The organism is Streptomyces sp. NPDC052114 (genome assembly GCF_040680155.1).
Lineage (GTDB): Bacteria > Actinomycetota > Actinomycetes > Streptomycetales > Streptomycetaceae > Streptomyces.
In genome coordinates, this window is the sequence record NZ_JBFAWC010000010.1 from 197,592 (window position 1) to 221,464 (window position 23,873).

At 71.7% G+C, this 23,873-nt stretch carries 20 protein-coding genes; 8 read left to right on the top strand and 12 right to left on the bottom strand.

What is annotated here, in order from left to right; all coding sequences use genetic code 11:
* Positions 1–30: 30 nt before the first annotated feature.
* The 4 genes from AB0L89_RS23250 (at position 31) to AB0L89_RS23265 (ending at position 4,702) form a co-directional block, all read left to right on the top strand.
* Complete coding sequence (locus AB0L89_RS23250; RefSeq protein ID WP_365143901.1) at positions 31–1,098, top strand: CHRD domain-containing protein; 1,068 nt, start codon at positions 31–33, stop codon at positions 1,096–1,098.
* Between the two features lie 325 nt (positions 1,099–1,423).
* Complete coding sequence (locus tag AB0L89_RS23255) at positions 1,424–2,701, top strand: DUF2092 domain-containing protein (RefSeq protein ID WP_365143904.1); 1,278 nt, start codon at positions 1,424–1,426, stop codon at positions 2,699–2,701.
* A 137-nt stretch (positions 2,702–2,838) separates the two neighbouring features.
* Entirely contained in the window at positions 2,839–3,813 is a 975-nt protein-coding gene (locus AB0L89_RS23260; protein ID WP_365143907.1) for an ABC transporter ATP-binding protein, read from the top strand.
* A 4-nt stretch (positions 3,814–3,817) separates the two neighbouring features.
* On the top strand, positions 3,818–4,702 hold the full coding sequence (locus tag AB0L89_RS23265) for an ABC transporter permease (protein ID WP_365144284.1): 885 nt from the start codon (positions 3,818–3,820) through the stop codon (positions 4,700–4,702).
* Positions 4,703–4,776: 74 nt separating this feature from the next.
* On the opposite strand, the gene AB0L89_RS23270 is transcribed toward AB0L89_RS23265, so the two are convergent.
* The 3 genes from AB0L89_RS23270 to AB0L89_RS23280 form a co-directional block, all read right to left on the bottom strand.
* Positions 4,777–5,373 carry an NAD(P)H-dependent oxidoreductase gene (locus AB0L89_RS23270; RefSeq protein WP_365143910.1) on the bottom strand — a complete coding sequence of 199 codons (597 nt, stop codon included), beginning with the start codon at positions 5,371–5,373 and terminating at the stop codon, positions 4,777–4,779.
* Between the two features lie 176 nt (positions 5,374–5,549).
* Positions 5,550–6,524: a M28 family metallopeptidase gene (locus AB0L89_RS23275; RefSeq protein WP_365143913.1), complete on the bottom strand. Its 975-nt coding sequence runs from the start codon at positions 6,522–6,524 to the stop codon at positions 5,550–5,552.
* 174 nt (positions 6,525–6,698) lie between these two features.
* Positions 6,699–8,318, bottom strand: coding sequence for a hypothetical protein (locus tag AB0L89_RS23280; RefSeq protein WP_365143916.1), 1,620 nt, complete (start codon positions 8,316–8,318; stop codon positions 6,699–6,701).
* A gap of 143 nt (positions 8,319–8,461) precedes the next feature.
* Here AB0L89_RS23280 and AB0L89_RS23285 point away from each other — a divergent pair, with 143 nt between their 5' ends.
* A complete protein-coding gene (locus tag AB0L89_RS23285; RefSeq protein WP_365143919.1) occupies positions 8,462–9,436 on the top strand; it encodes an NAD(P)-binding domain-containing protein in 975 nt (324 codons plus the stop codon).
* Positions 9,437–9,449: 13 nt separating this feature from the next.
* Here the strand turns inward: AB0L89_RS23285 and AB0L89_RS23290 are convergent, their stop codons facing one another.
* A complete protein-coding gene (locus AB0L89_RS23290) occupies positions 9,450–9,902 on the bottom strand; it encodes a VOC family protein (RefSeq protein ID WP_365143922.1) in 453 nt (150 codons plus the stop codon).
* Between the two features lie 216 nt (positions 9,903–10,118).
* Between AB0L89_RS23290 and AB0L89_RS23295 the strand changes: the two genes are divergently transcribed.
* Positions 10,119–11,225 carry a hypothetical protein gene (locus AB0L89_RS23295; protein ID WP_365143925.1) on the top strand — a complete coding sequence of 369 codons (1,107 nt, stop codon included), beginning with the start codon at positions 10,119–10,121 and terminating at the stop codon, positions 11,223–11,225.
* Here AB0L89_RS23295 and AB0L89_RS23300 read toward each other — a convergent pair.
* Positions 11,183–11,665: a helix-turn-helix domain-containing protein gene (locus AB0L89_RS23300; RefSeq protein WP_365143928.1), complete on the bottom strand. Its 483-nt coding sequence runs from the start codon at positions 11,663–11,665 to the stop codon at positions 11,183–11,185. The genes AB0L89_RS23295 and AB0L89_RS23300 overlap by 43 nt on opposite strands.
* A gap of 115 nt (positions 11,666–11,780) precedes the next feature.
* Here AB0L89_RS23300 and AB0L89_RS23305 point away from each other — a divergent pair, with 115 nt between their 5' ends.
* Entirely contained in the window at positions 11,781–13,331 is a 1,551-nt protein-coding gene (locus AB0L89_RS23305) for an MFS transporter (RefSeq protein WP_365143931.1), read from the top strand.
* 112 nt (positions 13,332–13,443) lie between these two features.
* Here AB0L89_RS23305 and rarD read toward each other — a convergent pair whose 3' ends face one another.
* Together rarD and AB0L89_RS23315 are read right to left on the bottom strand one after the other, a co-directional pair.
* Positions 13,444–14,454: an EamA family transporter RarD gene (gene rarD, locus AB0L89_RS23310; RefSeq protein WP_365144287.1), complete on the bottom strand. Its 1,011-nt coding sequence runs from the start codon at positions 14,452–14,454 to the stop codon at positions 13,444–13,446.
* A 188-nt stretch (positions 14,455–14,642) separates the two neighbouring features.
* A complete protein-coding gene (locus tag AB0L89_RS23315; protein ID WP_365143934.1) occupies positions 14,643–15,503 on the bottom strand; it encodes an SDR family oxidoreductase in 861 nt (286 codons plus the stop codon).
* 102 nt (positions 15,504–15,605) lie between these two features.
* On the opposite strand from AB0L89_RS23315, the gene AB0L89_RS23320 reads away from it, so the two are divergent.
* Positions 15,606–15,986: a helix-turn-helix domain-containing protein gene (locus tag AB0L89_RS23320; protein WP_365143937.1), complete on the top strand. Its 381-nt coding sequence runs from the start codon at positions 15,606–15,608 to the stop codon at positions 15,984–15,986.
* Between the two features lie 36 nt (positions 15,987–16,022).
* Here the strand turns inward: AB0L89_RS23320 and AB0L89_RS23325 are convergent, their stop codons facing one another.
* The 5 genes from AB0L89_RS23325 to AB0L89_RS23345 all read right to left on the bottom strand — a co-directional run bounded on the left by AB0L89_RS23325 (position 16,023) and on the right by AB0L89_RS23345 (position 23,660).
* Positions 16,023–17,114, bottom strand: a complete 1,092-nt coding sequence (locus tag AB0L89_RS23325; RefSeq protein WP_055697353.1) for a 2-oxoacid:ferredoxin oxidoreductase subunit beta — start codon at positions 17,112–17,114, stop codon at positions 16,023–16,025.
* Positions 17,107–19,038 (bottom strand): 2-oxoacid:acceptor oxidoreductase subunit alpha, encoded by a 1,932-nt coding sequence (locus tag AB0L89_RS23330; RefSeq protein WP_365143941.1) that lies wholly within the window; start codon positions 19,036–19,038, stop codon positions 17,107–17,109. The genes AB0L89_RS23325 and AB0L89_RS23330 overlap by 8 nt, the downstream gene beginning before the upstream one ends.
* 441 nt (positions 19,039–19,479) lie before the next feature.
* Complete coding sequence (locus AB0L89_RS23335; protein WP_365143944.1) at positions 19,480–20,139, bottom strand: response regulator transcription factor; 660 nt, start codon at positions 20,137–20,139, stop codon at positions 19,480–19,482.
* A 547-nt stretch (positions 20,140–20,686) separates the two neighbouring features.
* The gene (locus AB0L89_RS23340; protein ID WP_365143946.1) at positions 20,687–22,045 is read right to left on the bottom strand and encodes a sensor domain-containing protein; all 1,359 of its coding nucleotides are present in this window, start codon (positions 22,043–22,045) and stop codon (positions 20,687–20,689) included.
* Positions 22,046–22,373: 328 nt separating this feature from the next.
* The gene (locus tag AB0L89_RS23345; RefSeq protein WP_365143949.1) at positions 22,374–23,660 is read right to left on the bottom strand and encodes a sensor domain-containing protein; all 1,287 of its coding nucleotides are present in this window, start codon (positions 23,658–23,660) and stop codon (positions 22,374–22,376) included.
* Positions 23,661–23,873 lie beyond the last annotated feature (213 nt).

The following is a 23,873-nucleotide window of genomic DNA, read 5'->3' on the forward strand; positions in this document are numbered from 1 at the left end:
GTCGGCTCAGGTACGGGGAGAAGTCACGACATGAGTGCCTTTGGTATATCCGGCGGTACGCCGAGCAGCGCGTCCGGCGGTACGTCCGGCAGGACGTCCAGCAGCGTGTCCAGCAGCGCGTCCAGCGGTACGCCGGGAGGGACCGGCCGGCGCCGCGCCCTGATCGCCTCGAGTGCCGCCGTCGTCCTCGCGGCCGGCGTGGCCGTCGCGGTCCTGCCGGGCAGCGCGAGCGGCGCCACCGGGGAGCGGGCCACCGGGAGCGCCGCGGGCCGGAGCGGCGGATCGGTCCTCGCGGCGAGCATGAACGGCGCGAACGAGGTGCCGGTGCAGGGCGGGCCCGCCGTCGGCGACAAGGACGGGCGCGCGCTGGAGTTCGTCCGGGTCAAGGGGGACAAGGTCTCGGTCGCCGTCACCTGGCGCGGCACCGGCAGGCCCACCGCCCTGCACCTCCACGAGGGAGCGAAGGGCACCAACGGCGCCGTCAAGGTCGACTTCACGGGGCTGCTCGCGAAGATCAAGGGCAACACCGTCACCGGCACGGTCCGGGTCGATGACGCCGGCGTGCTCGCCCGCCTGAAGGCGGACCCGCACCGCTTCTACGCCAACCTGCACACGGCCGAGTTCCCGGGCGGCGCCGTCCGCGGCCAGCTCAACAAGCTGAGCGCGGACGTCGACTTCCGGCACGCGTCGGCCGGCTTCCAGGCCTCGGTGGTCAAGGGCGAGCAGATCTACGCGTGCAAGAAGGCCGGTGACGGCTCCAAGGCGCCCGCCTTCGCGCAGCGCGACGTACGGGCCAGGCTCGAACGGAACATCGCGCACCGCTTCACCGCGCCCGGCTCCGGCACCCCGCAGTGGGTCGCCTCTGACGGCAGCGGCGTCACCGGCCGGCTGGTCTCCAAGACCCCGAACGGCGACGGGAACATCCCCGAGCTGGACCTCGGGGCCACCCGGATCGGCAAGCGCGGCGGGCTGCTCGCCGACACGGTGGAGATCCTCCGGCTGAACACGGTCGGCGGCGTCCAGCCGACGCGCGCCTGCACGCCGGGCGAGATCGTGGGCGTGCCGTACCAGGCCGACTACGTGTTCGTGCGGCGCTGATGAGGGAGTTCGTGCGGCACTGACGCGCGTGCCCGTGGTGCGCTGACGTGGCTGTCCGCGGTGCGCGGAGGCGAACACCCCTGATGCCCCCGACGATCGGCGGCGCCTACCCCTACGGGACGGGGGAGGCGCCGCCCTTGTGTGTCATCCCAGGGCAGTACGTGGAGTTGCGCCCGGGGTCTGACGCTTCTTGTCGGCCGATTTGGTCGTATGGAAGCGAACAAGGACCACCACTCCTGACCAATTCGGGTGAGAATGGCGGCGCGGGGTGGACGTGGGCACGTACTGGGAGAAGGCCGCCGCCGACCACGGAGGTAGGGCACAAATGGCACCGTACGAACCGGAGCAGGACACCAGTGAGGCCGGGGATCTGCGCGCCGGCCGCCGCAAGGCGGCCCGGTACGTCGTCCCGGTCGCGGTGGCGGGGGTGGCGGCGGCGACCATCGGGCTCGTCCCGGCGCTCGCCACCTCGGGCGACCCCGATCTGCCGAAGATCACCGCCCAGGAACTCATCGAGAAGATCGCCGCGTCGGACACCCAGCAGCTCTCCGGCAACGTCAAGATCAGCACCGATCTCGGCCTGCCGTCGATGGGCGGCATGGCGGGCGGTCTCGCCGGCGGTGCGGCGGGCGGCGGTGACGACGGCGAGAGCAAGGGTTCGGCGGCCGACCCCAAGAGCAAGCTGATGGAGCTGGCGTCCGGCACGCACACGCTGCGCGTCGCCGCCGACGGCCCCGACAAGCAGAAGGTGTCCGTCCTGGAGGACGCCGCCGAGTACAGCCTGATCCACAACGGCGACGACGTGTGGGCCTACGACAGCAAGTCGAACGAGGCGTACCACGCGAAGGACGCGGGGGCCGGGACGGACTCCTCGAACAAGGGCGGCAAGGGCACCGGCAAGGACGTGCCCAAGGACCTGAAGGGCGAACTTCCCTCCACCCCGGCCGAGTTCGCCGAGCAGGCACTGAAGGCCGTGGACAGCACGACCTCCGTGACGGTCGACGGCACCGCGCAGGTCGCGGGCCGCGACGCGTACCGCCTGGTCGTCAAGCCGAAGCAGTCCGGTTCGACGGTCGGCCAGATCACGGTCGCCGTGGACGCCAAGACCGGTACGCCGCTCAAGTTCACTCTGACCCCTGCCTCCGGCGGCGCCGCCGTCATCGACGCGGGCTTCACCAAGGTCGACTTCGGCAAGCCGTCCGCGGCCACCTTCGACTTCACGCCGCCGAAGGGCGCCAAGGTCACCGAGGCCGACGACCACGCCGACGGGAAGCGCGGCCCGAAGGGCGAGAACGCCAAGGGCGGCAAGGAGTTCAAGGAGGAGGACCTCAACGGCCTGAACGTCGTCGGCGAGGGCTGGAGCACGATCGCCGAGCTGAAGCTGCCGGGCGGCCAGGGCCTGCCGACGGCCGGCTCGGGCGACGTCCCGCCGGACGCGCAGAAGCTGCTCGACTCGCTGGGCGACCAGGTGAGCGGCAAGTTCGGTTCCGGCACGGTCTTCTCGACCCGCCTGATCAACGCCCTCGTCACCGACGACGGCAAGGTCTACGTGGGCGCGGTCACCAAGGACGCGCTCGTGAAGGCGGCGAACGCGGCGCAGTAGGCGTGCGGCCGCGGCGGACCGAGGGGAGGCCACCCCTCGGTCCGCCGCGGCGGCGGGCAGCCCCACCACCCGGTCCGGCGCGCTGCCGCACCGGGCACACGTACACCAGAGCCAGTCGGCTCGACGGGAGGAGAGCGGTGCCGGGTACCACCGGAGGGCCGTCGGCGCGGCACGAGACGCCGAGCGTCATCGAGACCCGCGCGCTCACCAAGCGCTACGGAAAACACCTCGCCGTCGACCGGCTCGACCTCACCGTCCCCGAAGGCAGCGTCTTCGGCTTCCTCGGACCGAACGGCTCCGGGAAGACGACCACCATCCGCATGCTGATGGGCCTCATCGCGCCGACCTCCGGCACCGCCCGCGTCCTCGGCAGCCCCATGCCCCGCGCCACCCGCACCGTGCTCCCGCACGTGGGCGCGCTCATCGAGGGCCCCGCCCTCTACGGCTTCCTGTCCGGCCGCGACAACCTCCTGCGCTACGACTCCGCCGACCCGGCCGCCGACCCCCGCACCCGCCGGCGCCGCGCCGAAGCCGCCCTCGACCGGGTGGGCCTGACCGCGGCCGCCGGCAAGAAGGCGAAGGCGTACTCCCTCGGCATGAAGCAGCGGCTCGGACTCGCCGCCGCACTGCTCCAGCCGCGCAGGCTCCTCGTCCTCGACGAGCCGACGAACGGCCTCGACCCGCAGGGCATGCGCGAGATCCGCACCCTGGTGCGGGAGCTGGCGGCGGAGGGCACGACCGTCTTCCTCTCCTCGCACCTCCTCGACGAGATCGAACAGGTCTGTACGCACGCGGCCGTGATGAACCGGGGCCGCCTGATCACCCAGGGGCCGGTCGCCGACCTCGCGGCGGGCGCGCGCGGCAGGCTCGTCGTGACGACACCGGATCCGGGCGAGGCGGCCCGGGTCCTGAAGGAGCAGGGCGTGGCGGATCTCGTCGTGGCGGAGGACCGGGTGACGGGCGAACCGCCGGGCGGGGACGTCGAACTGGCCGAGCTGAACGCCGCGTTGGTCCGGGCGGGCGTCCGCGTCCGCGGCTTCGGCCTGGAGCGGGCCTCGCTGGAGGACGCCTTCGTGGCACTGACCGGGGAGGGCTTCGATGTCGCGGGCTGAGGTCATGGACGTACCCGGAACCGCGCCGGGCGGTGCGCGCGAGCAGCGGTGGGTCTGGACGTTCGGGCTCTTCCGCAGCGAGCTCGCGATCACCTTCCGGCGCTGGCGGACCCTCGCGCTCCTCGTGGTGCTCGCCGCGGTGCCCGTCCTGGTCGGCGTCGCCGTCAAGATCGAGACCAGCGACGGCTCGACGGTCGGCGGGGGCGGTGAGGGCGGCGGGCCCGCCTTCATCGCGCAGGTCACCAACAACGGCCTGTTCCTGGTCTTCACCGCGCTCGCCGCGACGCTGCCGTTCTTCCTGCCGATGGCGGTCGGCGTCGTCGCGGGCGACGCGGTCGCGGGCGAGGCGAACGCGGGCACGCTGCGCTATCTCCTGGTGGCGCCCGCGGGCCGGACCCGGCTGCTGATCGCCAAGTACGCGACCGCGCTGACGTTCTGCCTGGTCGCCACGTTGGTCGTCGCCGCGTCCGCGCTCGCGACCGGCGCGCTGCTCTTCCCGCTGGGCGAGGTCACCACGATCTCCGGTACCCGTATGAGCTTCGGCGACGGGCTGCTGCGGGCCCTGCTCATCGCGCTCGCCGTCGCCGTGTCACTGGTCGGCGTGGCGGCGCTCGGGCTGTTCGTGTCGACGTTGACCAGCAGCGGCATCGCGGCGATGGCGACGACCGTCGGCCTGCTGATCACGGTCCAGATCCTCGACCAGATACCGCAGCTGCACGCCCTCCACCCGTACTTCTTCTCGCACTACTGGCTGTCCTTCGCCGACCTGATGCGCGAGCCGGTCTACTGGGACGACATCGTCAAGAACCTGCAGATGCAGGGCCTGTACGCGGCCGTCTTCGGCTCGGCGGCGTGGGCGCGGTTCGGGGCGAAGGACGTGCTGGCGTGAGCGTGACCGGCCGTGCGTGACCGGTCGGGCGTGACCGGGCCTGGCCAGGGGTGGCTGCGCCTGGCCGTGGGTGACTACGCCTGGTCGTAGGGGTAGCGGGCCAGCGGCGGCTCCTGCGCGAAGAACGTCTTGGCGCGCGCCAGCGCCTCGGTGTCGTCGAGCACGTGGCCGGGCCGGGTGCCGTTGCCCAGCAGGACGCCGCCGAAGCGCATCGGGAAGTAGGCGGCGGAGTTGCGCAGCGTGCCGATCAGCGGCTCTGCCACCTCCTCCTCCTGGTGCGCGAGCGCCGTCACGCCCCACAGGGTGCGGCCCTTCAGGGTGTCCTTGAAGTGGGCCTCCGGGGTCTCAAGCCAGGCGTCCCAGTAGTCGAGGTAGCGCTTGACGGTGGCCGACAGCGAGTACCAGTACAGCGGCGACACGATGACGATGTCGGTGGCGTCGAGGGTGGCGTCCAGGAGCAGTGCCTCGTTGCCCTCGGTGGGGCGGGCGAGGGCCCGCGGGGTGCTGTCGTCGTGCCGCTGGTCCCGGAAGTCGGGCAGGGGCAGCTCCGCCAGGTTCACCCAGCGCTGCTCGACGTCCGCGGGCAGCTGCTCGGCGGCCTTGCGGGCCAGGAGCTCGGAGTTGCCCTCGGGGCGGGCGCTGCCGAGCACGAAGAGGAACTTGCGGGTCATGGGATCCCCCTGGGGACGCTTGTCGCTCGCCAGTGCTTGCGCACGACGATTGGATGCGTGTGCACTATATGCACGCGCATCCAATGTCGTCCAGGGGGTTCGATTGTGAGGGGGGTCGGTTACGGGGAGGTTGGGTTAAGGGGAGGTTCGGCTACGAGGGGGGACTGCGAGGGGGATTACGAGGACAGGCCCCACACCGCGTAGGCCACCGCGTCGCTGTTGCGGTCGAGTGCCTTCGCGTCGATGTTCGACGCCCCGTCGCACGACGAGTGGTAGCACTTGTCGAACGCCTCGTCCGCCGTGCCGCCCCACTTCTCCGCCTGGGCCGCCGACTTGGTGGTCTCGGCGCCGGAGAACAGGCCGCCGACCGGGACGCCCGCCTGCTGGAAGGGCGCGTGGTCGGAGCGGCCGTCGCCCTCGTCGTCCGGCTCCGTGGCGACGTTCACGCCCGCGTAGTAGTCCTTGAAGGTCTTCTCGATCGTGGGGTCGTCGTCGTAGACGAAGTACCCGGCGTTCGGGGAGGCGAGCATGTCGAAGTTCAGGTAGCCGCTGATCTTCGTGCGGTCGCTGGCGGGCAGGCTCTCGACGTAGTGCGAGGAGCCGACCATGCCGATCTCCTCGGCGCCCCACCAGGCGAACCGCAGGTGCTTCTTGGGCTCGTACTTCTCGCGGGCCACGGTGAGCGCGGTCTCCAGGACGGCGGCGGACCCGGAGCCGTTGTCGTTGATGCCGGGCCCGTCGGAGACGCTGTCGAGGTGGGCGCCGGCCATGACGACCTGGCCCTCGTCGCCGCCCGGCCAGTCGGCGATCAGGTTGTAGCCGGTCTCGCCGCTCGCCGTGAACTCCTGTACGGAGGTGGTGAATCCGGCGTCGTCGAGCTTCTTCTTCAGGTGGTCGATGGAGGCCTTGTAGCCCGCGCTGCCATGGGCGCGGTTGCCTCCGTTGGCGTCCGCGACGGACTGGAGGTCGGCGAGGTGGGCCTTGACGTTGTCGACGGAGATGTCGGGCGCGGCGGCCGCCTTCGGTGCGGACGCCTGAGGCGTGGCCGACTTCGGTGCGGGCGTCGCGTTGGATATCGCGGTCGTGGCGACCAGTCCGCCGACGGCTATGACTGCGGCCGCGGCGGCGCGTCCGGGAACGGACAGCTTCATGTGGAGTCTCCGGATTCCGTGTGGGGGGTACGCGTGGGGCGTACGGGTTTCCGAGTGCCCTGATGGTGAGGGGGAGGTTCACGTCGCGTCAAGGGCTTTGTGCGGACGGGGAGTTCCGGATATCGGGGCGCGGCGGGCGGATGTCGGGCGGATCGCCGCGGCGGGGGTGGAGCCTCACGGGCGTACGTGGACGACCCATCCGGGGGCGTAGGTGTCCGGCACGGCATGGCGTGGCCAGTGGCGGGCCCAGTGCGGGGGTGCCGCCTGGCGCAGGACGAGGGCGGTGGGGCGGCGCCCGTCGCCGGGACTGCCGGGGACGCATCCGGAGGCGTACGCGATGGGGATCACGGAGGTGTTGCCGCGCAGGACGCAGGGGGTGGTGCCGGTACCCGTACCCGTGCCGGTGTCTGTGTCGGTACCCGTACCCGTGTCTGTGTCGGTACCCGTACCGGTCCCCCTGTCCGTGCCGCCGACGCCGTGTTCGTGGAGGACGGCGGCGACCCGTGCCCAGTCGCCGCGGGCGCCCGCCTGGATCCGGGCGTTGCCGTGGACCAGGAGGAGTTGGGCGGTGAGATGGCCGGCGAGGGCCAGGGCCAGGGCGGCGGTCGCGGCCCGTGGCCACCGCGCGGCACGCGCCCGGTCGGCCAGCACGAGCAGCCCGAGCGCCGCGGCCGGGGCGAGGAGGGCGTGGGTGGGGAGGAGGAAGCGGGGCGCGGCGTACGGGACGAGGAGGAGATAGGGGAGGGCGGAGGTCAGTGCGGCGGCGACGGCCAGCAGGCAGTCGCGGAGGGCGGTGGGGGCGGTTCGGATACCGGTACGGGTACCTGGACCGGTACCGGTACCGCGGCCATCCGCACCGGTGTCCGTACCGCTGCCACCCACACCGGTGTCCGTACCGCGGCCACCCACACCGGTAGCCGAACCGCCCCCACCCACACCCCCGCCCCGCACGCTCCACAACCCCACCCCCACCAGGACCGTCAGCAACAGCAACCACCCCGCCGCCGTGGGACGCAGGCCGTCGCCGTCGCACGGGCGGCAGAGCAGCGGACCGTCCAGGACCGTGAGCTGATGGACGAAGGAGAGCAGCGGGCGCAGATGGCCCTGGACCTCGCTGGCGAGCGCCAGCCGTTCGCGGACACCGCCGAAGCGGACGTACGCCTCGACGACCCACGGCAGCACGCCCGCGGCGAGCCCGCCGAGCACGGCGAGCACGCGGCCCCGCCCCCGCCACGCGGGAACCAGCAGCGCGGCGAGCAGGAGGGGGACGCCGACGGCGGCGCCGTCGTTGGGCCGCATCAGTGCGGCAAGGGCGAGACCGGCGGCGATCCCCGCGTACGTGGCGGGCGACTGGCGCGGCCACAGGAAGAGGCCGACCGCCGCGGCGGCGCCCATGGCGGTGTAGTGGTTGGGCATCGCCGCGTTCGCGTAGAACAGCGTGATCCACAGGGTGCCGTACAGACCGGCCGCGACGGCGGTCGCCGAGGGCCGGTGCAGGACACGCAGCCAGGGGCGGAAGCCCAGGTAGAGGCCGGCGGTCGCGAGCAGCGTCAGCCATGCCCTGAGCAGCACGACGGAGTCGCTCCACGCGGCCACGGGCGCCACGAGGAACGGCACGCCCCGGGTACGCGGCGCGCTGAACGGTGTCTCCGGTGCGTAGGGAGAGAAGCGGCTGGCGTAGACGAGTTCGTCCCAGCCGAGGGGCAGGGTGAGCGGGACGAGGGCGAGCGACAGCAGGGCGAAGGCGCCGCAGACGGCGAGGAGGGACCGGTGCGCGCGCGACTGCGGTGACATGCCGGACGGCCTCCCTCGTCGACGTTCCCGGCTTACCAAATGGTGAGTACGCACTTATTAGTGCGTACTTGAGCGTTGTGCGACGTCGGTCCCAGCATGAGGAGACCGGTCGGGACGATCAACCACCAACGCGGGAAGAGGACATGGCGGACGGAAACGACACCCACGCGCGCACGCGCACACGCGTGACGCTCATCGGGCTCGGTCTGATGGGGACGGCTCTGGCGGAGGCGTTCGTCGAGGCCGGGCATCCGACGACCGTGTGGAACCGCAGCGCGGAGAAGGCGGGGCCGCTCGTCGCCAAGGGCGCGGCGCACGCGGCCACGGTCGAGGAGGCGGTCGCGGCGAGCCCCTTGGTCATCGCCTGTCTGTCGACGTACGAAGCGACGCTCTCCGCCCTGGAACCGGCCGCCGACGCGCTCGCCGGGCGCACCCTGGTCACGCTCAACTCCGGTACGCCGTCGGGCGCCCGGCGCATGGCCGAGTGGGCCGCGGAGCGGGGCGCGCGGTTCCTCGACGGCGCCGTCAAGAACGTGCCGCCCGCCGTGGGCGCACCGGACACGCTGCTCTATTACGCCGGTGACCGGGCGACGTTCGACGCGTACGAGGAGACGTTGCGGGTGCTCGGCGGCGACACCGTCCACCTCGGCACCGAGCCGGACCTCGCCGCCCTCTACGAGCTGGCGGTGGGCAGCACGCTGCTCCCCGCGCTCATCGGCTTCTTCCAGGGGGCGGCGCTGCTCCAGGCGCGCGGCCTGGAGGTCGGCTCGATGGTGCGGTACGAGGTGAAGTGGCTGGAGATGATCGCCTCGATCCTGCCGACGCTGGCGGACGAGATCGACTCCGGCGACTACACCCGCCCGGCCTCCACCGTCGGTGTCTTCCACGACGGGGCCGCGTACGACCAGGAGATCGCCGAGGAGGGCGGCGTCGACGTCTCCTGGCTCGCCCCGATGAACGACCTGGTGCGCCGGGCGGTCGCGGAGGGACACCGCGAGCACAGCGTCTCGGCGCTGGTCGAGATGCTGCGGAGGCCTGGGCCTGGGTTGGGGGCTCGGCTGGAGGCGGAGGCGGTGTCGGAGGTGGAGTCACGCGTGTCCACCCGCGGACGCCAGTAGGCGCTGGCGGACGCTAGTGGACGCAGAACTCGTTCCCCTCCGGGTCCGTCATCACCACCCACTCGCCGCCGGGCTCCTCCACGCGCCGTGCCACGGCGGCGCCCAGACCTTCGAGGCGGGTCACCTCGTCGTCGCGGCGGCCCGGTTCGGAGTGCACGTCGACATGCAGGCGGTTCTTGCCGGTCTTGGTCTCGGGTACGCGCTGGAAGAGGATCCGGCGGCCCAGGCCGGTGCCGCTGTCCTGGTCGTAGGGGTCGTCGGGGTGGCGGACGGCGATGAGGTCGCGCCAGGCGAGGCGGCCGCGGAACTCGACGGTCGCCTCCTTCGGTGCCGCGCCGAGGCCGAGGAGCCGGTCGATCAGCGCGCTGTTGTCCTCGACCTCGTATCCCAACGTCTCGGCCCAGAAAGTGGCTTGGGCGTGCGGGTCGGTGGCGTCGATGACGAGCTTCCAGTGCAGGGTGGTCATGTAACCAGTTATATCGGTTACAGGTCTCCGGTGCGAGGGATTGCGGGGATCGCGCGGAGGCGTTCGCGGCGGGCTCCGCGGTCGTCCGTGAACTCCCCTCACCTAGGGGGTGATTGAGGGTCGGTTCGGGGTGGTCCCCGATCACGCGGCGGTGTCGCTCGCGTCACTCTGGAATGGCCGGACAGGGGAGTCGGGCCGGAGGGGAGGGGCGGGGCCATGCCGGAAGGACGACGCCGATCGCTCGTGCGCGCCACGGACGCGGCCGTGTACGTCAACGTCTTCGCGCTGACCGGAATCGCCACGGTCCTCGTCACCCGCGCCTTCCTCGCCCAGGCCGGCTATCCCAAGCTCGGCGGGGGCGACGGAAGCCGGATCCACATCGCGCACATGCTGTGGGGCGGGCTGCTGATGATGGCGGCGATCCTGCTCACGCTCGGCTTCCTCGGCCGCGCGGCCCGGCTCGCCGGCGCCTTCGTCGGCGGCGTCGGTTTCGGGCTCTTCATCGACGAGGTCGGCAAGCAGATCACGGACGAGCCGGGGTACTTCTACCAACCGGCCGCCGGAATCATCTACGTGAGCTTCGCCCTGCTGCTCCTCCTCACCCACCGCATACGCCGCCGCGCGGCGGACCCCGGGACGCTCGACACCCGGCAGCGCACGGCGAACGCCGCCGACCTCGCCCTGGCCGGCGTCACCACGGGCCTCACGGACGAGCAGCGCCGGGCGGCGATACGACTCGTCGAGGGCTCGGACCGCGAGGTGGACGCCGCGCTGGCGCGACTGCTCGCCGCCGTCCCCGCGCGACCGCCCGCCGCCCCCTCGTGGTGGCGGACGGGAGCGTCCGGCGCGGGGCGCGCGCTGCGGTGGCTGGCGCGGACCCGGATCGTGCTGGGGCTGGCCGTGTTCCTGCTGCTGGCCGAGGCGCTGCTGTTCGCCGTCTGGATGTCCGTGGACCTCTTCGGCGGTCAGCTGTTCCAGGAGCCGCAGGCGGGCGCCAACCTCGCCGTCGCGCTCACCGAGGTCGTCTCGGCCACCCTGGGGATCGCCGGGCTGATACGGCTGCGCGGGGACCGGCGGGCCGCCTTCCGGCTCTTCCAGGCGGCGCTGCTCGCGGACATCCTGATCGGCCAGATATTCAAGTTCACGATGGACCAGTTCGCTGCCGTCATCGAGTTGGGCATCGACCTGGGACTGCTCTGGGTGGTCTCCCTGTTCCTGACCGCGCGGCGCGCCGGCGGCACGGGCCCGGAGGCGCTCGCGCCCGCGAGGCCCGGCCTTCCTCAGACGACCGCGGCCTCCTCCTCGGCGGTCCGCGCGTCGTAGTCGGCCCGCGCCGCGGCGATCTCGTTCTGGTGCTCCTCGGTCCAGGACACCAGGGCCTGGATCGTGTGGTGCAAGGTGCCGCCGAGCGGGGTGAGTTCGTACTCGACCCGGGGTGGTACGACGGGGTGCACGGTGCGCTTGACCAGGCCGTCGCGCTCCAGCTGCCGCAGCGTGACCGTCAGCATCCGCTGACTGATCCCGTCGATCTCGCGACGCAGTTCGGTGAAGCGCAGACGGCGGCGGTCGAGGAGCGCGATGACCAGCAGGGACCACTTGTCGGCGACCCGGTCGAGGATCTGCCGCACCTGGCAGTCCTCGCGGGTGTCCCACTGGAAGGGATCGGCCTCCCCGTAGTCCACGGCGCTCTCGTAGTTGGCGGCGCCCTCGTGGTCCACGGTGACTCCGGGGTTACTCGGTGACTTTGAAGTGCCTTCTTCCATGGCTCCCGATGGTGCCGCAGGATTCCATTGGTTACAAGAGGGAACCGACCCTCATTCGAGTAACCACTCACGCCCCCGTCGGGGCAACTGCCCATGCCGACAAAGGAGTTCCCTCATGAGTGCACGCGCCTGGGCGCTGCTGTTGGTCCTCTGCGGCACGATCTTCCTGGAGGGCATCGACATCGCCATGCTGGCGATAGCGATCCCGGCGATCAGGGCCGACCTCGGCCTGTCGACGGGGACGGCCGCGTGGGTCGTCAGCGCCTATGTCCTCGGGTACGCGGGGTTCACCCTGCTCGGCGGCCGTGCGGCCGATCTGCTCGGCAGGCGGCGGATGTTCCTGCTCTGGCTGGGCGTCTTCATGGCCTTCTCCGGCCTCGGCGGATTCGCGACCGAGGGGTGGATGCTGGTCGTGGCGCGGTTCGTGACCGGGGTGGCCGCGGCGTTCATGACACCGGCGGCGATGTCGATCATCACCACGTCGTACGCGGAGGGACCCGAGCGGAACAGGGCGCTGATGATCTTCGCAGGGACGTCGGCGGGCGGCTTCTCGCTCGGCCTGGTGGTGGGCGGGCTGCTCACCGAACTCGGCTGGCAGTGGGTGTTCTTCACGCCGGTGCTCGTCGCGGGCGTGATTCTCGCGGGGGCGCTGCGGCTCATCCCGGGGGAGGCCCCGAAGGAGCGGGCCGGGGCCGCGCGCACGCACGGCCCGCGCGGGTTCGACCTGCCGGGCGCGGCCACGGCGGCCGGGGCGATGCTCCTGCTCGCGTACGGCATCGTCCGGCTCGAACACGGCTTTGCCGACTGGCCGTCGATCGTCGGGGCGATGGGCGCCGGACTGCTGCTCCTCGGCCTCTTCGTGCGGATCGAGCGGCGTGCGGCGGACCCGCTGGTGCGGCTCGGGATCTTCCGTACGGGGTCCGTGGTGCGGGCCGGGCTCGGCGCGCTGCTGTACCTCGGGGCCTTCATGGGCTTCCAGTTCGTCCTGACGATCTACCTCCAGGAGCTGCGTGGCTGGTCGTCCTGGCAGACCGCCGTCGCGATGGTCGTGCTGGGCTGTGACGTGTTCCTGTCGCCGACGCTCACCCCGCGCCTGGTCAGGCGGTTCGGCAACGCGCGTGTCATCCTCGGCGGCTTCCTGATGGCCCTCGCGGCCTACGCCCTTTTCCTGCCGGTCGGCATGGACTGGCCCTACCTGGCGATGTTCCCGACGCTGCTCCTCGCGGGGACGGGCTTCGCGCTCACGCTCGGCCCGCAGCTGATCGCGGCGACGGACGGCGTGGCCGAGCGGGAGCAGGGCCTGGCGAGCGGGCTGCTGCAGACCGCCACGCAGTTCGGCGCGGCGATCGGGATATCCGCGGTGACGGCCGTCCACGGCCTGGTAGCGGCGGGCGCCACGCACCAGGGCGCGGGTGGCGGCGCCGAGGCGGACCTGTCGGCGTTCCGGTGGGCGCTGGTCGTGCCGGTGGTCATGGTGGCCCTGGGCACGGTCGTCGCGGCGGTCGGGGTGCGCCGGGGCCGGGGCCGGGGCAGGGACACGGACAAGAACAGGGACAGGGGCAGGGACGGAGGCAGGTCCGCGCGCCCGGTCGCGGGCAGCGCTCGGCCCGCCGCCGTCGGCGCACCGACGAACGCCCGCCCGGCGGGTGCGCCCTGCGCCCGGTGATCCGGCGGTCGCCGGTCGCTCCCTGGGCCGCCCGCCGCGCGACTTCTCGGAGTACGTGAAGTCGGCGGCGGCAGCGGGCTCCTGGGCCTGACGCGGGCGGGGAGGGCGGCCGTCAGACCGCCGGTTCCCGCTCCTCGCGAGCGGTGCCGGTGGTTCCTGTGGTGCCAGTGCTGCTGGCGGTGTCGGCAGTGCCAGTGGATCCAGTGCTACTGGTGCTACCAGTGGCGCCGACGGTCACCCCGGAAGGCGCCGTCGCCGTCGCCGCCTCCCGCCGCGCCGCCGCCAGCTTCGCCGCGTTGCGTCGCGCCGTCCGCAGCGCGTCCCACGTGAGCAGCGAGAGGGCGAGCCACACCAGGGCGAAGCCGGCCCACCGCTCGGCGGGCATCGCCTCGTGGAAGTACACGATGCCGAGCACGAACTGGAAGACGGGCGCGAGGTACTGCAACAGCCCCAGGGTGGAGAGCGGCACCCGGATGGCCGCCGCCCCGAAGCAGACCAGGGGCACGGCGGTCACCACACCGGTGGCCGCGAGCAGCGCCGCGTGCCCGGCGCCCGCCGTGCCGAACACGAGGTCGCCCTGCGTGCCGAGGAACACCAGGTAGCCCATGGCGGGCAGGAACTGCACGGCGGTCTCGGCGGCCAGCGACTCCAGGCCGCCGAGGTTGACCTTCTTCTTCACCAGGCCGTACGTCGCGAAGGAGAAGGCGAGGCAGAGCGAGATCCACGGCGGCCTGCCGTATCCGAACGCGAGCACCAGCACGGCCGCCACTCCGACGCCGACCGCCGCCCACTGCACGGGCCGCAGCCGCTCGCCGAGCAGCAGGACGCCCATGGCGATGGTGACCAGCGGGTTGATGAAGTAGCCGAGGGACGCCTCGACGACATGGCCGGAGTTCACGGACCAGATGTAGACGCCCCAGTTGACGGTGATGACCGCCGCGGCGATGGCCACCAGGCCCAGCCTGCGCGGCTGGCGCAGCAGTTCCCGCGCCCAGTCCCAGCGCCGCACGAAGAGCAGCGCGGCGCCGACCACCACGAGCGACCAGGCCATCCGGTGGGCGAGGATCTCGCCCGCCCCGGCCGGTTTGAGGAGCGGCCAGAAGAGCGGGACGAGGCCCCACATCCCGTACGCGGCGAAGCCGTTCAGCAGGCCTATGCGCTGCTCGTTCCTCGACTGCCCGGCTGCTCCGCTGTCCACGGCCCCTCCTCGGTGCGCGGCAGTCCCACACTGCCCCACTGAAGGTAGCGCCGGAAGCGGTCACCTGTCATGCCCGTAAACAAGAGACGCTCATGACATCGGAGGATCGGTTCTCAGCCGCGCAGCGCGGCGGCCACGGCGTCGGCGAGCGGCGTCGTCGGACGCCCGATCAGCCGCGCCAGTTCCCCGCTCGTCCCGGCCAGCCGCCCGCGCGCCACGGCCGCGTCCACGTCGACGAGGACCGCGGCCATCGGCTCGGGCACCCCGGCGCCGGTCAGCACGGCGAGGTGCTGCTCGGCCGGGACGTTCGCGTACGAGATGTCCTTGCCGCTCCGCGCCGCGACCTCGGCGGCGTACTCGGCGAAGCTCCACGCGACGTCGCCGCTCAGTTCGTAGACCTTGCCCTCGTGGCCGTCGCCGGTCAGCACGGCGACGGCGGCAGCGGCGTAGTCGGCGCGCGCGGCGGAGGCGACCCGGCCCTCACCGGCGGAGGCGACGACGGCGCCGTGCTCCAGGACCGGGGCGAGGTGCTCGGTGTAGTTCTCGTGGTACCAGCCGTTGCGCAGGAAGGTGTGCGGCAGCCCGGAGTCGAGGATCAGCCGCTCGGTCTCCTTGTGCTCGGCCGCCAGGTCGAAGTCGGCCTCGGGGCCGCCGAGGATGCCCGTGTACGCGAGGAGCGCGACGCCCGCCTCGCGCGCGGCGTCGACCACGGCGCGGTGCTGCGGCACCCGGCGGCCGACCTCGCTGCCGGAGATCAGCAGGACGCGGTCGCCCGCGGCGAACGCGCCGCGCAGGGTCTCGGGGGCGCTGTAGTCGGCGACGCGCAGCTCGACGCCGCGCTCGGCGAGGTCGGCGGCCTTGCCCTTGTCGCGTACGACGGCCGCGATCTCCCCGGCGGGGACGCCCGCGGTGAGCAGGCCCTCGACGACGAGACGGCCCAGGTGTCCGGTGGCTCCGGTGACGACGATGCTCATGTCTGAAATCTCCTGATGGGTAACGCTTCGGTGCGGTCTGGAACCCACCCTAGCTGCGGCACTAACTATTCGTAAGTACCCACCTTGAAGTAAGGTACTTGCATGGCCGTAAGTAACCGGAAGCCGCGCGTCGAGGCGATGTGCCCCTACCGCCTCGTCCTGGAGCACGTCACCAGCCGCTGGGGCGTCCTCGTCCTGATCGCCCTCGAACAGCGCTCGTACCGCTTCAGCGAGCTGCGCCGCGCCATCGACGAGACGAGCCGCGTCAGCGAGAAGTCGCTGACCCAGACCCTGCAGACCCTGGAGCGCGACGGCCTGGTGCACCGCGACGCCAAGCCGGTCATCCCGCCCCGCGTCGACTACTCCCTGACGGAGCTGGGCCGCGAGGCCGCCGAGCAGGTCAGGACCCTCGCCACCTGGACGGAACGGCGCATGGACGACGTACAGAAGGCGCGCGCGGCGTACGACGAAGCCCGGTCCTGAAGGGACAGGACCGGGCTTCGCGGCGAGTGGTTCGGGCTAGCCGACGACCGTCCACGTGTCGCCGCCGGCGAGCAGCGCGGCCAGGTCGCCCTTGCCGTTCTGCTCGATGGCGGTGTCGAGCTGGTCGGCCATGAGCGTGTCGTAGACGGGGCGCTCGACATTGCGGAAGACGCCGATCGGCGTGTGGTGCAGCGTGTCCGGGTCGGCGAGCCGGGAGAGCGCGAAGGCCGTGGTCGGCGACGTGGAGTGCGCGTCGTGGACCAGGATCTCGCCCTCGTTCTCCGGCGTGACGGCGACGACCTTGAGGTCGCCGGTCGCCGCGTCGCGCACGACGCCCTTCGACAGGTCGGTGCCGAAGCGGATCGGCTGCCCGTGCTCCAGGCGGATCACCGCCTCCTCGGCCTGCTGCTTGTCCTTGAGGACCTCGAAGGCGCCGTCGTTGAAGATGTTGCAGTTCTGGTAGATCTCCACCAGTGCGGTGCCGGGGTGCGCCGCGGCCTCGCGGAGCACCTGCGTGAGGTGCTTGCGGTCGGAGTCCACCGTCCGCGCCACGAACGACGCCTCGGCGCCGATCGCGAGCGAGACCGGGTTGAAGGGCGCGTCCAGCGACCCCATCGGCGTCGACTTGGTGATCTTGCCGACTTCCGAGGTGGGGCTGTACTGGCCCTTGGTGAGGCCGTAGATCCGGTTGTTGAAGAGCAGGATCTTCAGGTTCACGTTGCGGCGGAGCGCGTGGATGAGGTGGTTGCCGCCGATGGAGAGGGCGTCTCCGTCACCGGTGACCACCCACACGCTCAGGTCCCGCCGCGAGGAGGCGAGGCCGGTGGCGATGGCCGGGGCGCGGCCGTGGATGGAGTGCATCCCGTACGTGTTCATGTAGTACGGGAAGCGGGAGGAACAGCCGATGCCGGAGACGAAGACGATGTTCTCCTTCGCCAGGCCCAGCTCCGGCATGAAGCCCTGCACCGCGGCCAGCACGGCGTAGTCGCCGCAGCCGGGGCACCAGCGCACCTCCTGGTCGGACTTGAAGTCCTTCATGGACTGCTTGGCCTCGGCCTTGGGCACCAGGGAAAGCGCTTCGATCGTGCTCCCGGTCCCCTCCGACTCGGCCGTCTTCGTGTCAGCCATCGATGGCCTCCTTGAGAGCCGTGGCGAGCTGCTCGGCCTTGAACGGCATTCCGTTGACCTGGTTGTACGAGACCGCGTCCACCAGATACCTCGCGCGGATCAGCGTGGCGAGCTGACCGAGGTTCATCTCGGGGACCACCACCTTGTCGTAACGCTTCAGGACCTCGCCCAGATTCCGCGGGAAGGGGTTCAGGTGGCGCAGATGCGCCTGGGCGATGGGCGCGCCCGCCGCGCGCAGCCGGCGGACCGCCGCGGTGATCGGCCCGTACGTCGAACCCCAGCCGAGGACAAGGGTCCTGGCGTCGCCGTTCGCGTCGTCGACCACCAGGTCGGGCACGTCGATGCCGTCGACCTTGGCCTGCCGGGTGCGGACCATGAAGTCGTGGTTGGCCGGGTCGTAGGAGATGTTGCCCGTGCCGTCCTGCTTCTCGATGCCGCCGATGCGGTGCTCCAGGCCCGGCGTGCCCGGGATCGCCCACGGGCGGGCGAGCGTCTGCGGGTCGCGCTTGTAGGGCCAGAACACCTCGGTGCCGTCGACGTCGGTGTGGTTGGGACCCGAGGCGAACTGCACGCGCAGGTCGGGCAGTTCGTCGACCTCGGGGATCCGCCAGGGCTCGGAGCCGTTGGCCAGGTAGCCGTCGCTCAGGAGGAAGACCGGGGTCCGGTACGTCACCGCGATGCGGGCCGCCTCCAGTGCCGCGTCGAAGCAGTCCGCGGGCGTCTTCGGGGCCACGATCGGCACCGGCGCCTCGCCGTTGCGCCCGTACATCGCCTGGAGCAGGTCCGCCTGCTCGGTCTTGGTCGGCAGGCCGGTCGAGGGGCCGCCGCGCTGGATGTCCACGATCAGCAGCGGCAGTTCGAGGCTGACGGCGAGGCCGATGGTCTCCGACTTCAGCGCCACACCGGGGCCGGACGTCGTGGTGACGGCCAGCGAGCCGCCGAACGCCGCGCCGAGCGCCGCGCCGATGCCCGCGATCTCGTCCTCGGCCTGGAAGGTGCGCACGCCGAAGTTCTTGTGCTTCGACAGCTCGTGCAGGATGTCGGAGGCCGGCGTGATGGGGTAACTGCCCAGGTACAGCGGCAGATCCGCCTGGCGGCCCGCCGCGATCAGACCGTAGGACAGGGCCAGGTTCCCGGAGATGTTGCGGTAGGTGCCGGTCGGGAACGCCTGTGCGGCCGGGGCGACTTCGTAGGAGACCGCGAAGTCCTCGGTCGTCTCGCCGAAGTTCCAGCCCGCGTGGAACGCCGCGATGTTCGCCTCGGCGATCTCCGGCTTCTTGGCGAACTTGGCCCGCAGGAACCGCTCGGTGCCCTCGGTCGGCCGGTGGTACATCCACGACAACAGGCCGAGCGCGAACATGTTCTTGGACCGGCCCGCGTCCTTGCGCGAGAGGTCGAAGTCCTTGAGCGCCTCCACCGTCAGCGTGGTCAGCGGCACCGGGTGCACGCTGTAGCCGTCCAGGGAGCCGTCCTCCAGCGGCGACTGGTCGTAACCCACCTTCTGCATCGCGCGCTTGGAGAACTCGTCGGTGTTCACGATGATCTCCGCGCCGCGCGGCACGTCGGCGATGTTCGCCTTCAGCGCCGCCGGGTTCATCGCGACCAGTACGTTCGGCGCGTCGCCCGGCGTGAGGATGTCGTGGTCGGCGAAGTGCAGTTGGAAGGAGGAGACGCCGGGCAGCGTGCCGGCGGGGGCCCGGATCTCGGCCGGGAAGTTCGGCAGCGTCGACAGGTCGTTGCCGAAGGACGCCGTCTCCGAAGTGAACCGGTCGCCCGTGAGCTGCATGCCGTCACCGGAGTCACCCGCGAAGCGGATGATCACCCGGTCCAGTCGGCGCACATCTTTGTCACCCGCAGGCTTGCGTTGTTCTCCGACGACTGCTCCGTCGGCCTGCTCGGCTTGGCTACTGACCTGGCTGGTCACTGAACTGGACCTCCCTCGAGGCGACTGAGCGGAAACGCCAGGACGACCAGCGTTCCCAAGGTCCACCCTACGTCTGTAAGGGTCGCCTTCCCGGAGTCGCTCGCATTCCGGACGCACTTTTGAGACGCCGTGATGCACTGGTTTGCCATGGTTTGCCTCGCCCCCCGGCCTTTCATTGATGCCGCCCCCGCTCATCCTTTGGTTCTAGGACTTGTCTTGGCTCTTTCTGGCTGTCTCTGACTGTCTCTGGCTGTCTCTGGCTCTTGCCGACTCTCCGGCTCTTGCCGACTCTCCGGCTCTCGCCGGCTCTCTGGCTGCCTCTGTGGCTCTTGCTGTCTCTCTGGCCGTGCGTGACGGGTGGGGTGCCTGTCCGAGGTCCTCGTCGATGGCCTCGTCGATGGTCCTCGCCGATCCCGACTTATCTGACAGAGTGTCAGTTGATCAGGAGTTGAGGTAGGTGAGGACCGCGAGCACCCGGCGGTGATCCCCGTCACTCTGGGACAGGCCGAGCTTCAGGAAGATGTTGCTCACGTGCTTCTCGACGGCGCCGTCGCTCACCACGAGCTGCCGGGCGACCGCCGAGTTCGTCCGTCCTTCGGCCATCAGGCCGAGTACCTCGCGTTCGCGCGGTGTAAGCCCCGCGAGGACATCCTGCTTGCGGCTGCGGCCGAGCAGCTGCGCCACGACCTCCGGGTCGAGCGCCGTGCCCCCCTGGGCGACCCGCACCACCGCGTCGACGAACTCCCGCACCTCCGCGACCCGGTCCTTGAGCAGGTACCCCACGCCCCGGCTGGAGCCGGCGAGCAGCTCGGTCGCGTACTGCTCCTCGACGTACTGCGAAAGGACCAGGACCCCGAGGCCCGGGTACAGCTGACGCAGCTGCACCGCGGCCCGCACCCCCTCGTCGGTGTGGGTGGGAGGCATCCGAACGTCCGCGACGACCACGTCCGGCAGCGTGTCCTGCGCCGCCAGGTCCGTGATTGTCTTGATCAGTGCCTCGGCATCACCCACACCAGCGACCACGTCATGCCCGCGGTCGGTCAGCAGCCGGGTCAGGCCCTCCCGAAGCAGCACTGAATCCTCGGCGATGACCACCCGCACTTTTTCCTCCACTTTTTGGCCCCCCGGCGCGCTTGTCCGTCCCGCACCCGCCCGACACCCCTCGCGTCGGACGAACCCGGCACCTCAGTATCGCGCGATCCGTGGCGGACCACCGGCCGCTCGCCAGACTGCCCCGACGGTCTGACACGGCGCTGTCATCGGCCTGACGGCCCCCGTGCCTGGTCGGGCGGGGCCGCCGCGCTCCCGGGTGCCGCGCCGGTTCTGCTCCGGTGCCGGCCTGGTTCAGTGCCGGTTCGTCTCCGGTGCCACGCTGGTTCCGGCCCGGTTCTGGTCCGGTTCCCGTCCGGTGTCATGAGGCCGACGCGCTGGTCCCTCTCCGCTTGTGCGTACGGGGCGTCGGCTCCGTTTGCGCGTACGCGGCGTCGGCCTCGCTTGGTGTGCGGGCGGCGTCGGCTCCGCTTGGTGCGTACGCGGCGTCGGCCCCGCTCGGTGCGTACGCGGCCCGGCCCCACGGCAGACCCCCGCCCCCGGTCCGGTGTACGAACAGGGGGCGGGGGACACCCGTGGCGGCGAGGTCGGCGGCCGACTAGGCCTGCCGCCAGGGCAGCTCCGCCGTGATCGTCGTCGGACCGCCCGCCGGCGAGTCGACGACCAGGATCCCGTCGACCGCGTCGAGCCGCTCCGCCAGGCCCGCGAGGCCCGAGCCCGCGCTCACGTCGGCGCCCCCGGCGCCGTTGTCGGTGACCTGGAGCATCAGCCGGTTCTCGGTCCGCCAGACGTCGACCGAGCCCTGTGTCGCGCGGCTGTGCTTGCTGATGTTCTGCAGGAGCTCGGAGACCGTGAAGTACGCGATGCCCTCGATCGCGGCCGCCGGACGGCTCGCCAGGTCCACCTCGACCTGGACCGGGACGGTGCAGCGGGCGGCCAGCGCGGACAGGGCCGCGTCCAGGCCGCGGTCGGTGAGGACGGCGGGGTGGATGCCACGCGCCAGGTCGCGCAGCTCCTGGAGGGCGACCTTCACCTCGCCGTGCGCCTCGTCCACCATGCGCGCCGCGGCCTCCGGGTCCTCGGCGAGCTTCTCCTTGGCCAGGCCCAGATCCATGGCGAGGGCGACCAGACGGGCCTGCGCGCCGTCGTGCAGATCGCGTTCGATGCGGCGCAGGTCGGCGGCGGCGGTGTCCACGACCACCCCGCGGTCCGACTCCAGTTCGACCACGCGGGTCGCCAGCCGCGAGGGGCCGAGCAGGCCGAGCACCAGCAGCCGGTCCACGGTCGTCAGCGCCCGCAGGATCCACGGCGTGGCCAGCGTGACGAGCAGACCCGTCGCGGCGGTGATCCCGATCTCGAAGGGGTTGTCGAGGTAGATGCTGTGGCCGTGGTCGTTGTAGAGCTGGATGCCGTCCTGGCCGCCGTACATCGGGAAGAGCCAGAACCACAGCGGGTAGGTGAGCATCAGCCAGCCGTACGACCAGAAGAGCAGCGCCACCATGAACGAGAAGAGCGACCACGGCATCAGCATCAGCGAGTAGAGCACGTGCCGCCAGGACGAGCCGCTCTTGAGGACGGCGCCCATCAGCGCCAGCGCGCCGCCGTCCTTGGGACGCAGCGGCTCCGGAGCCGAGACCTCCAGGTCGAGCAGCGCGCGGGCCCGCGTCCGCTCCAGTGCGCCGACGCCGCGGCAGCAGGCCAGACCCGCCGCGAGCACCGGGATGCCGATGAACGTGATCAGCAGGCCCACGCCGAGCGAGAGCATCGTGATCGCCAGGACGAAGGACGCGATGCCGATCGGCACGCTCAGCAGGGTGTAGCCGAGCTCCTTCCAGGTGCGGGCCTCGATCGGGGCGCGCAGTCCGGCGGGCAGGCGGTGGCGCCGCCCCTCGACGTCGGTTCCCCGGAAGTCCGGCCGGTCCATCCGCGCGTACCCCTGTCCGTAATCCGTGGCCATCGCTGCCGTCCGTTTCTGCTCAAGTCTGTTCCGGCGGGTCTGTCCCAGCTGCCTGATGTCCTGGGCTGCCTGATGTCGTCGGCTGTCAGGACGTCCTGGGCTGTCTCAATGCCCCGGGCTGTCTGTCTGGACGTCCCGGGCTGTCTGTCCGGACGTCCTGGGCCGTCTGGATGTCCTGGTTCCAGCCTCGCGGCCGGGGCGGCTCCGGACCATGGAGCGTGTCGGCGTTCCGAACCGGGGGTTTTCCCTACCCCTGGGAAGACGCCTGCGCCGCGCGGACGGATGCCTCGGTCGCGGCGCGAGCGGGCACGGCGGGTCGCCGTGTCCCCTAGGCGGCGCGGTCGCGCCACGGCAGCTCCGCCGTGATCGTCGTCGGCCCGCCCGGCGGCGAGTCGATCACGAAGAGGCCGTCGACCGCGCCGAGCCGGTCCGCGAGGCCCGCCATGCCCGTGCCGCCGTCCAGCCGCGCCCCGCCGCGCCCGTCGTCCCGCACCTGGATGAGCAGCCGGTGGTCCGCCCGCCACACCTCGACGCTCGCGGACCTGGCCCCGCTGTGCTTGCTGATGTTCTGCAGGAGCTCGGAGACCGTGAAGTACGCGATGCCCTCGATCGCGGCCGCCGGGCGGGCCGGCAGGTCGGCCGTCACCTGCACCGGCACGGTGCAGCGCGAGGCCACCGAGGACAGCGCGGCGTTCAGGCCGCGGTCGGTGAGGACGGCGGGGTGGATGCCGCGGGCCAGGTCGCGCAGCTCCTGGAGCGCCAGCTTCACCTCGCCGTGCGCCTCGTCGACCATCGAGGCCGCCACCTCCGGGTCCTCCAGGAGCTTCTCCTTGGCGAGGCCGAGCCCCATGGCGAGGGCGACCAGGCGGGCCTGCGCGCCGTCGTGGAGATCGCGTTCGATGCGGCGCAGGTCGGCGGCGGCGGTGTCCACGACCACCCCGCGGTCGGACTCCAGTTCGGCGATGCGCCGCTCCAGTTCGTCGGAGGGCGAGAGCAGGGCGCGCACCATCGCCCGGTCGACGTTGGTCAGCCCGCGCGCGATGAACGGCAGCACGGGCCAGAGCACGAAGAGCCCGGCGGCGACGACGGCGAAGGTCAGCACGCCCCAGGGCAGCCGGATGAACGCGTACAGCAGCGTGCGCCAGCCCACCGGGTCCTTCAGGCTCGACCACAGCCAGCTCAGGAACCCGTGCCCGCCGAGCCGCGGCATCGGGCTCGGCTCGTCGATCCGCAGGCCGAGCAGCTTCCTGGCCCGTGCCCGCTCCGCCCTGCCGAACAGGCGCGCGCCGGCCAGCCCCGCCGCGAGCAGCGGCAGACCGATGACCGTCACCGTCAGGCCCACGCCGAGAGCGAGCGCGGTCACCGCGTAGACGAAACCGGCGACCCCCACCGGGAGGTTCACCAGGAGGTGGGCGAGCTCTTTCCGGGTGTGCCCGTCGTACGCGAAGCGCGGGCGCGGCAGCGGCTGGTCGCGCGGGCCGCGCGGGGCCTGCCGGTTGTGCGGGGCCTGCCGGTCCTGCCGGTCCTGCGGGTCCAGCCGGTTGTGCGGGTCCTGCTGGTCCTTCCGGTCCTTCCGGTCCAGCGGGTCCTGCGGGGACGTCGTGCGTGCGGTCATACGCGCAAGAGTGCACGGACCGCCGCCGCGACGCCATGAGGGCGGCCGCCAGGACGACGGGGGGATAACCCCACCACGCGGCGCCGCGCCGGGGGCCGCCGTACCTGTCCGAACCGTGACGCCGTGCCCTGACGGATGCGTGACGCTCTGCTTACCGAAGCTTTAGCAGGCCCTAGACTCCCGTGCGTACAGATCGTCGAACAGATCACGGTC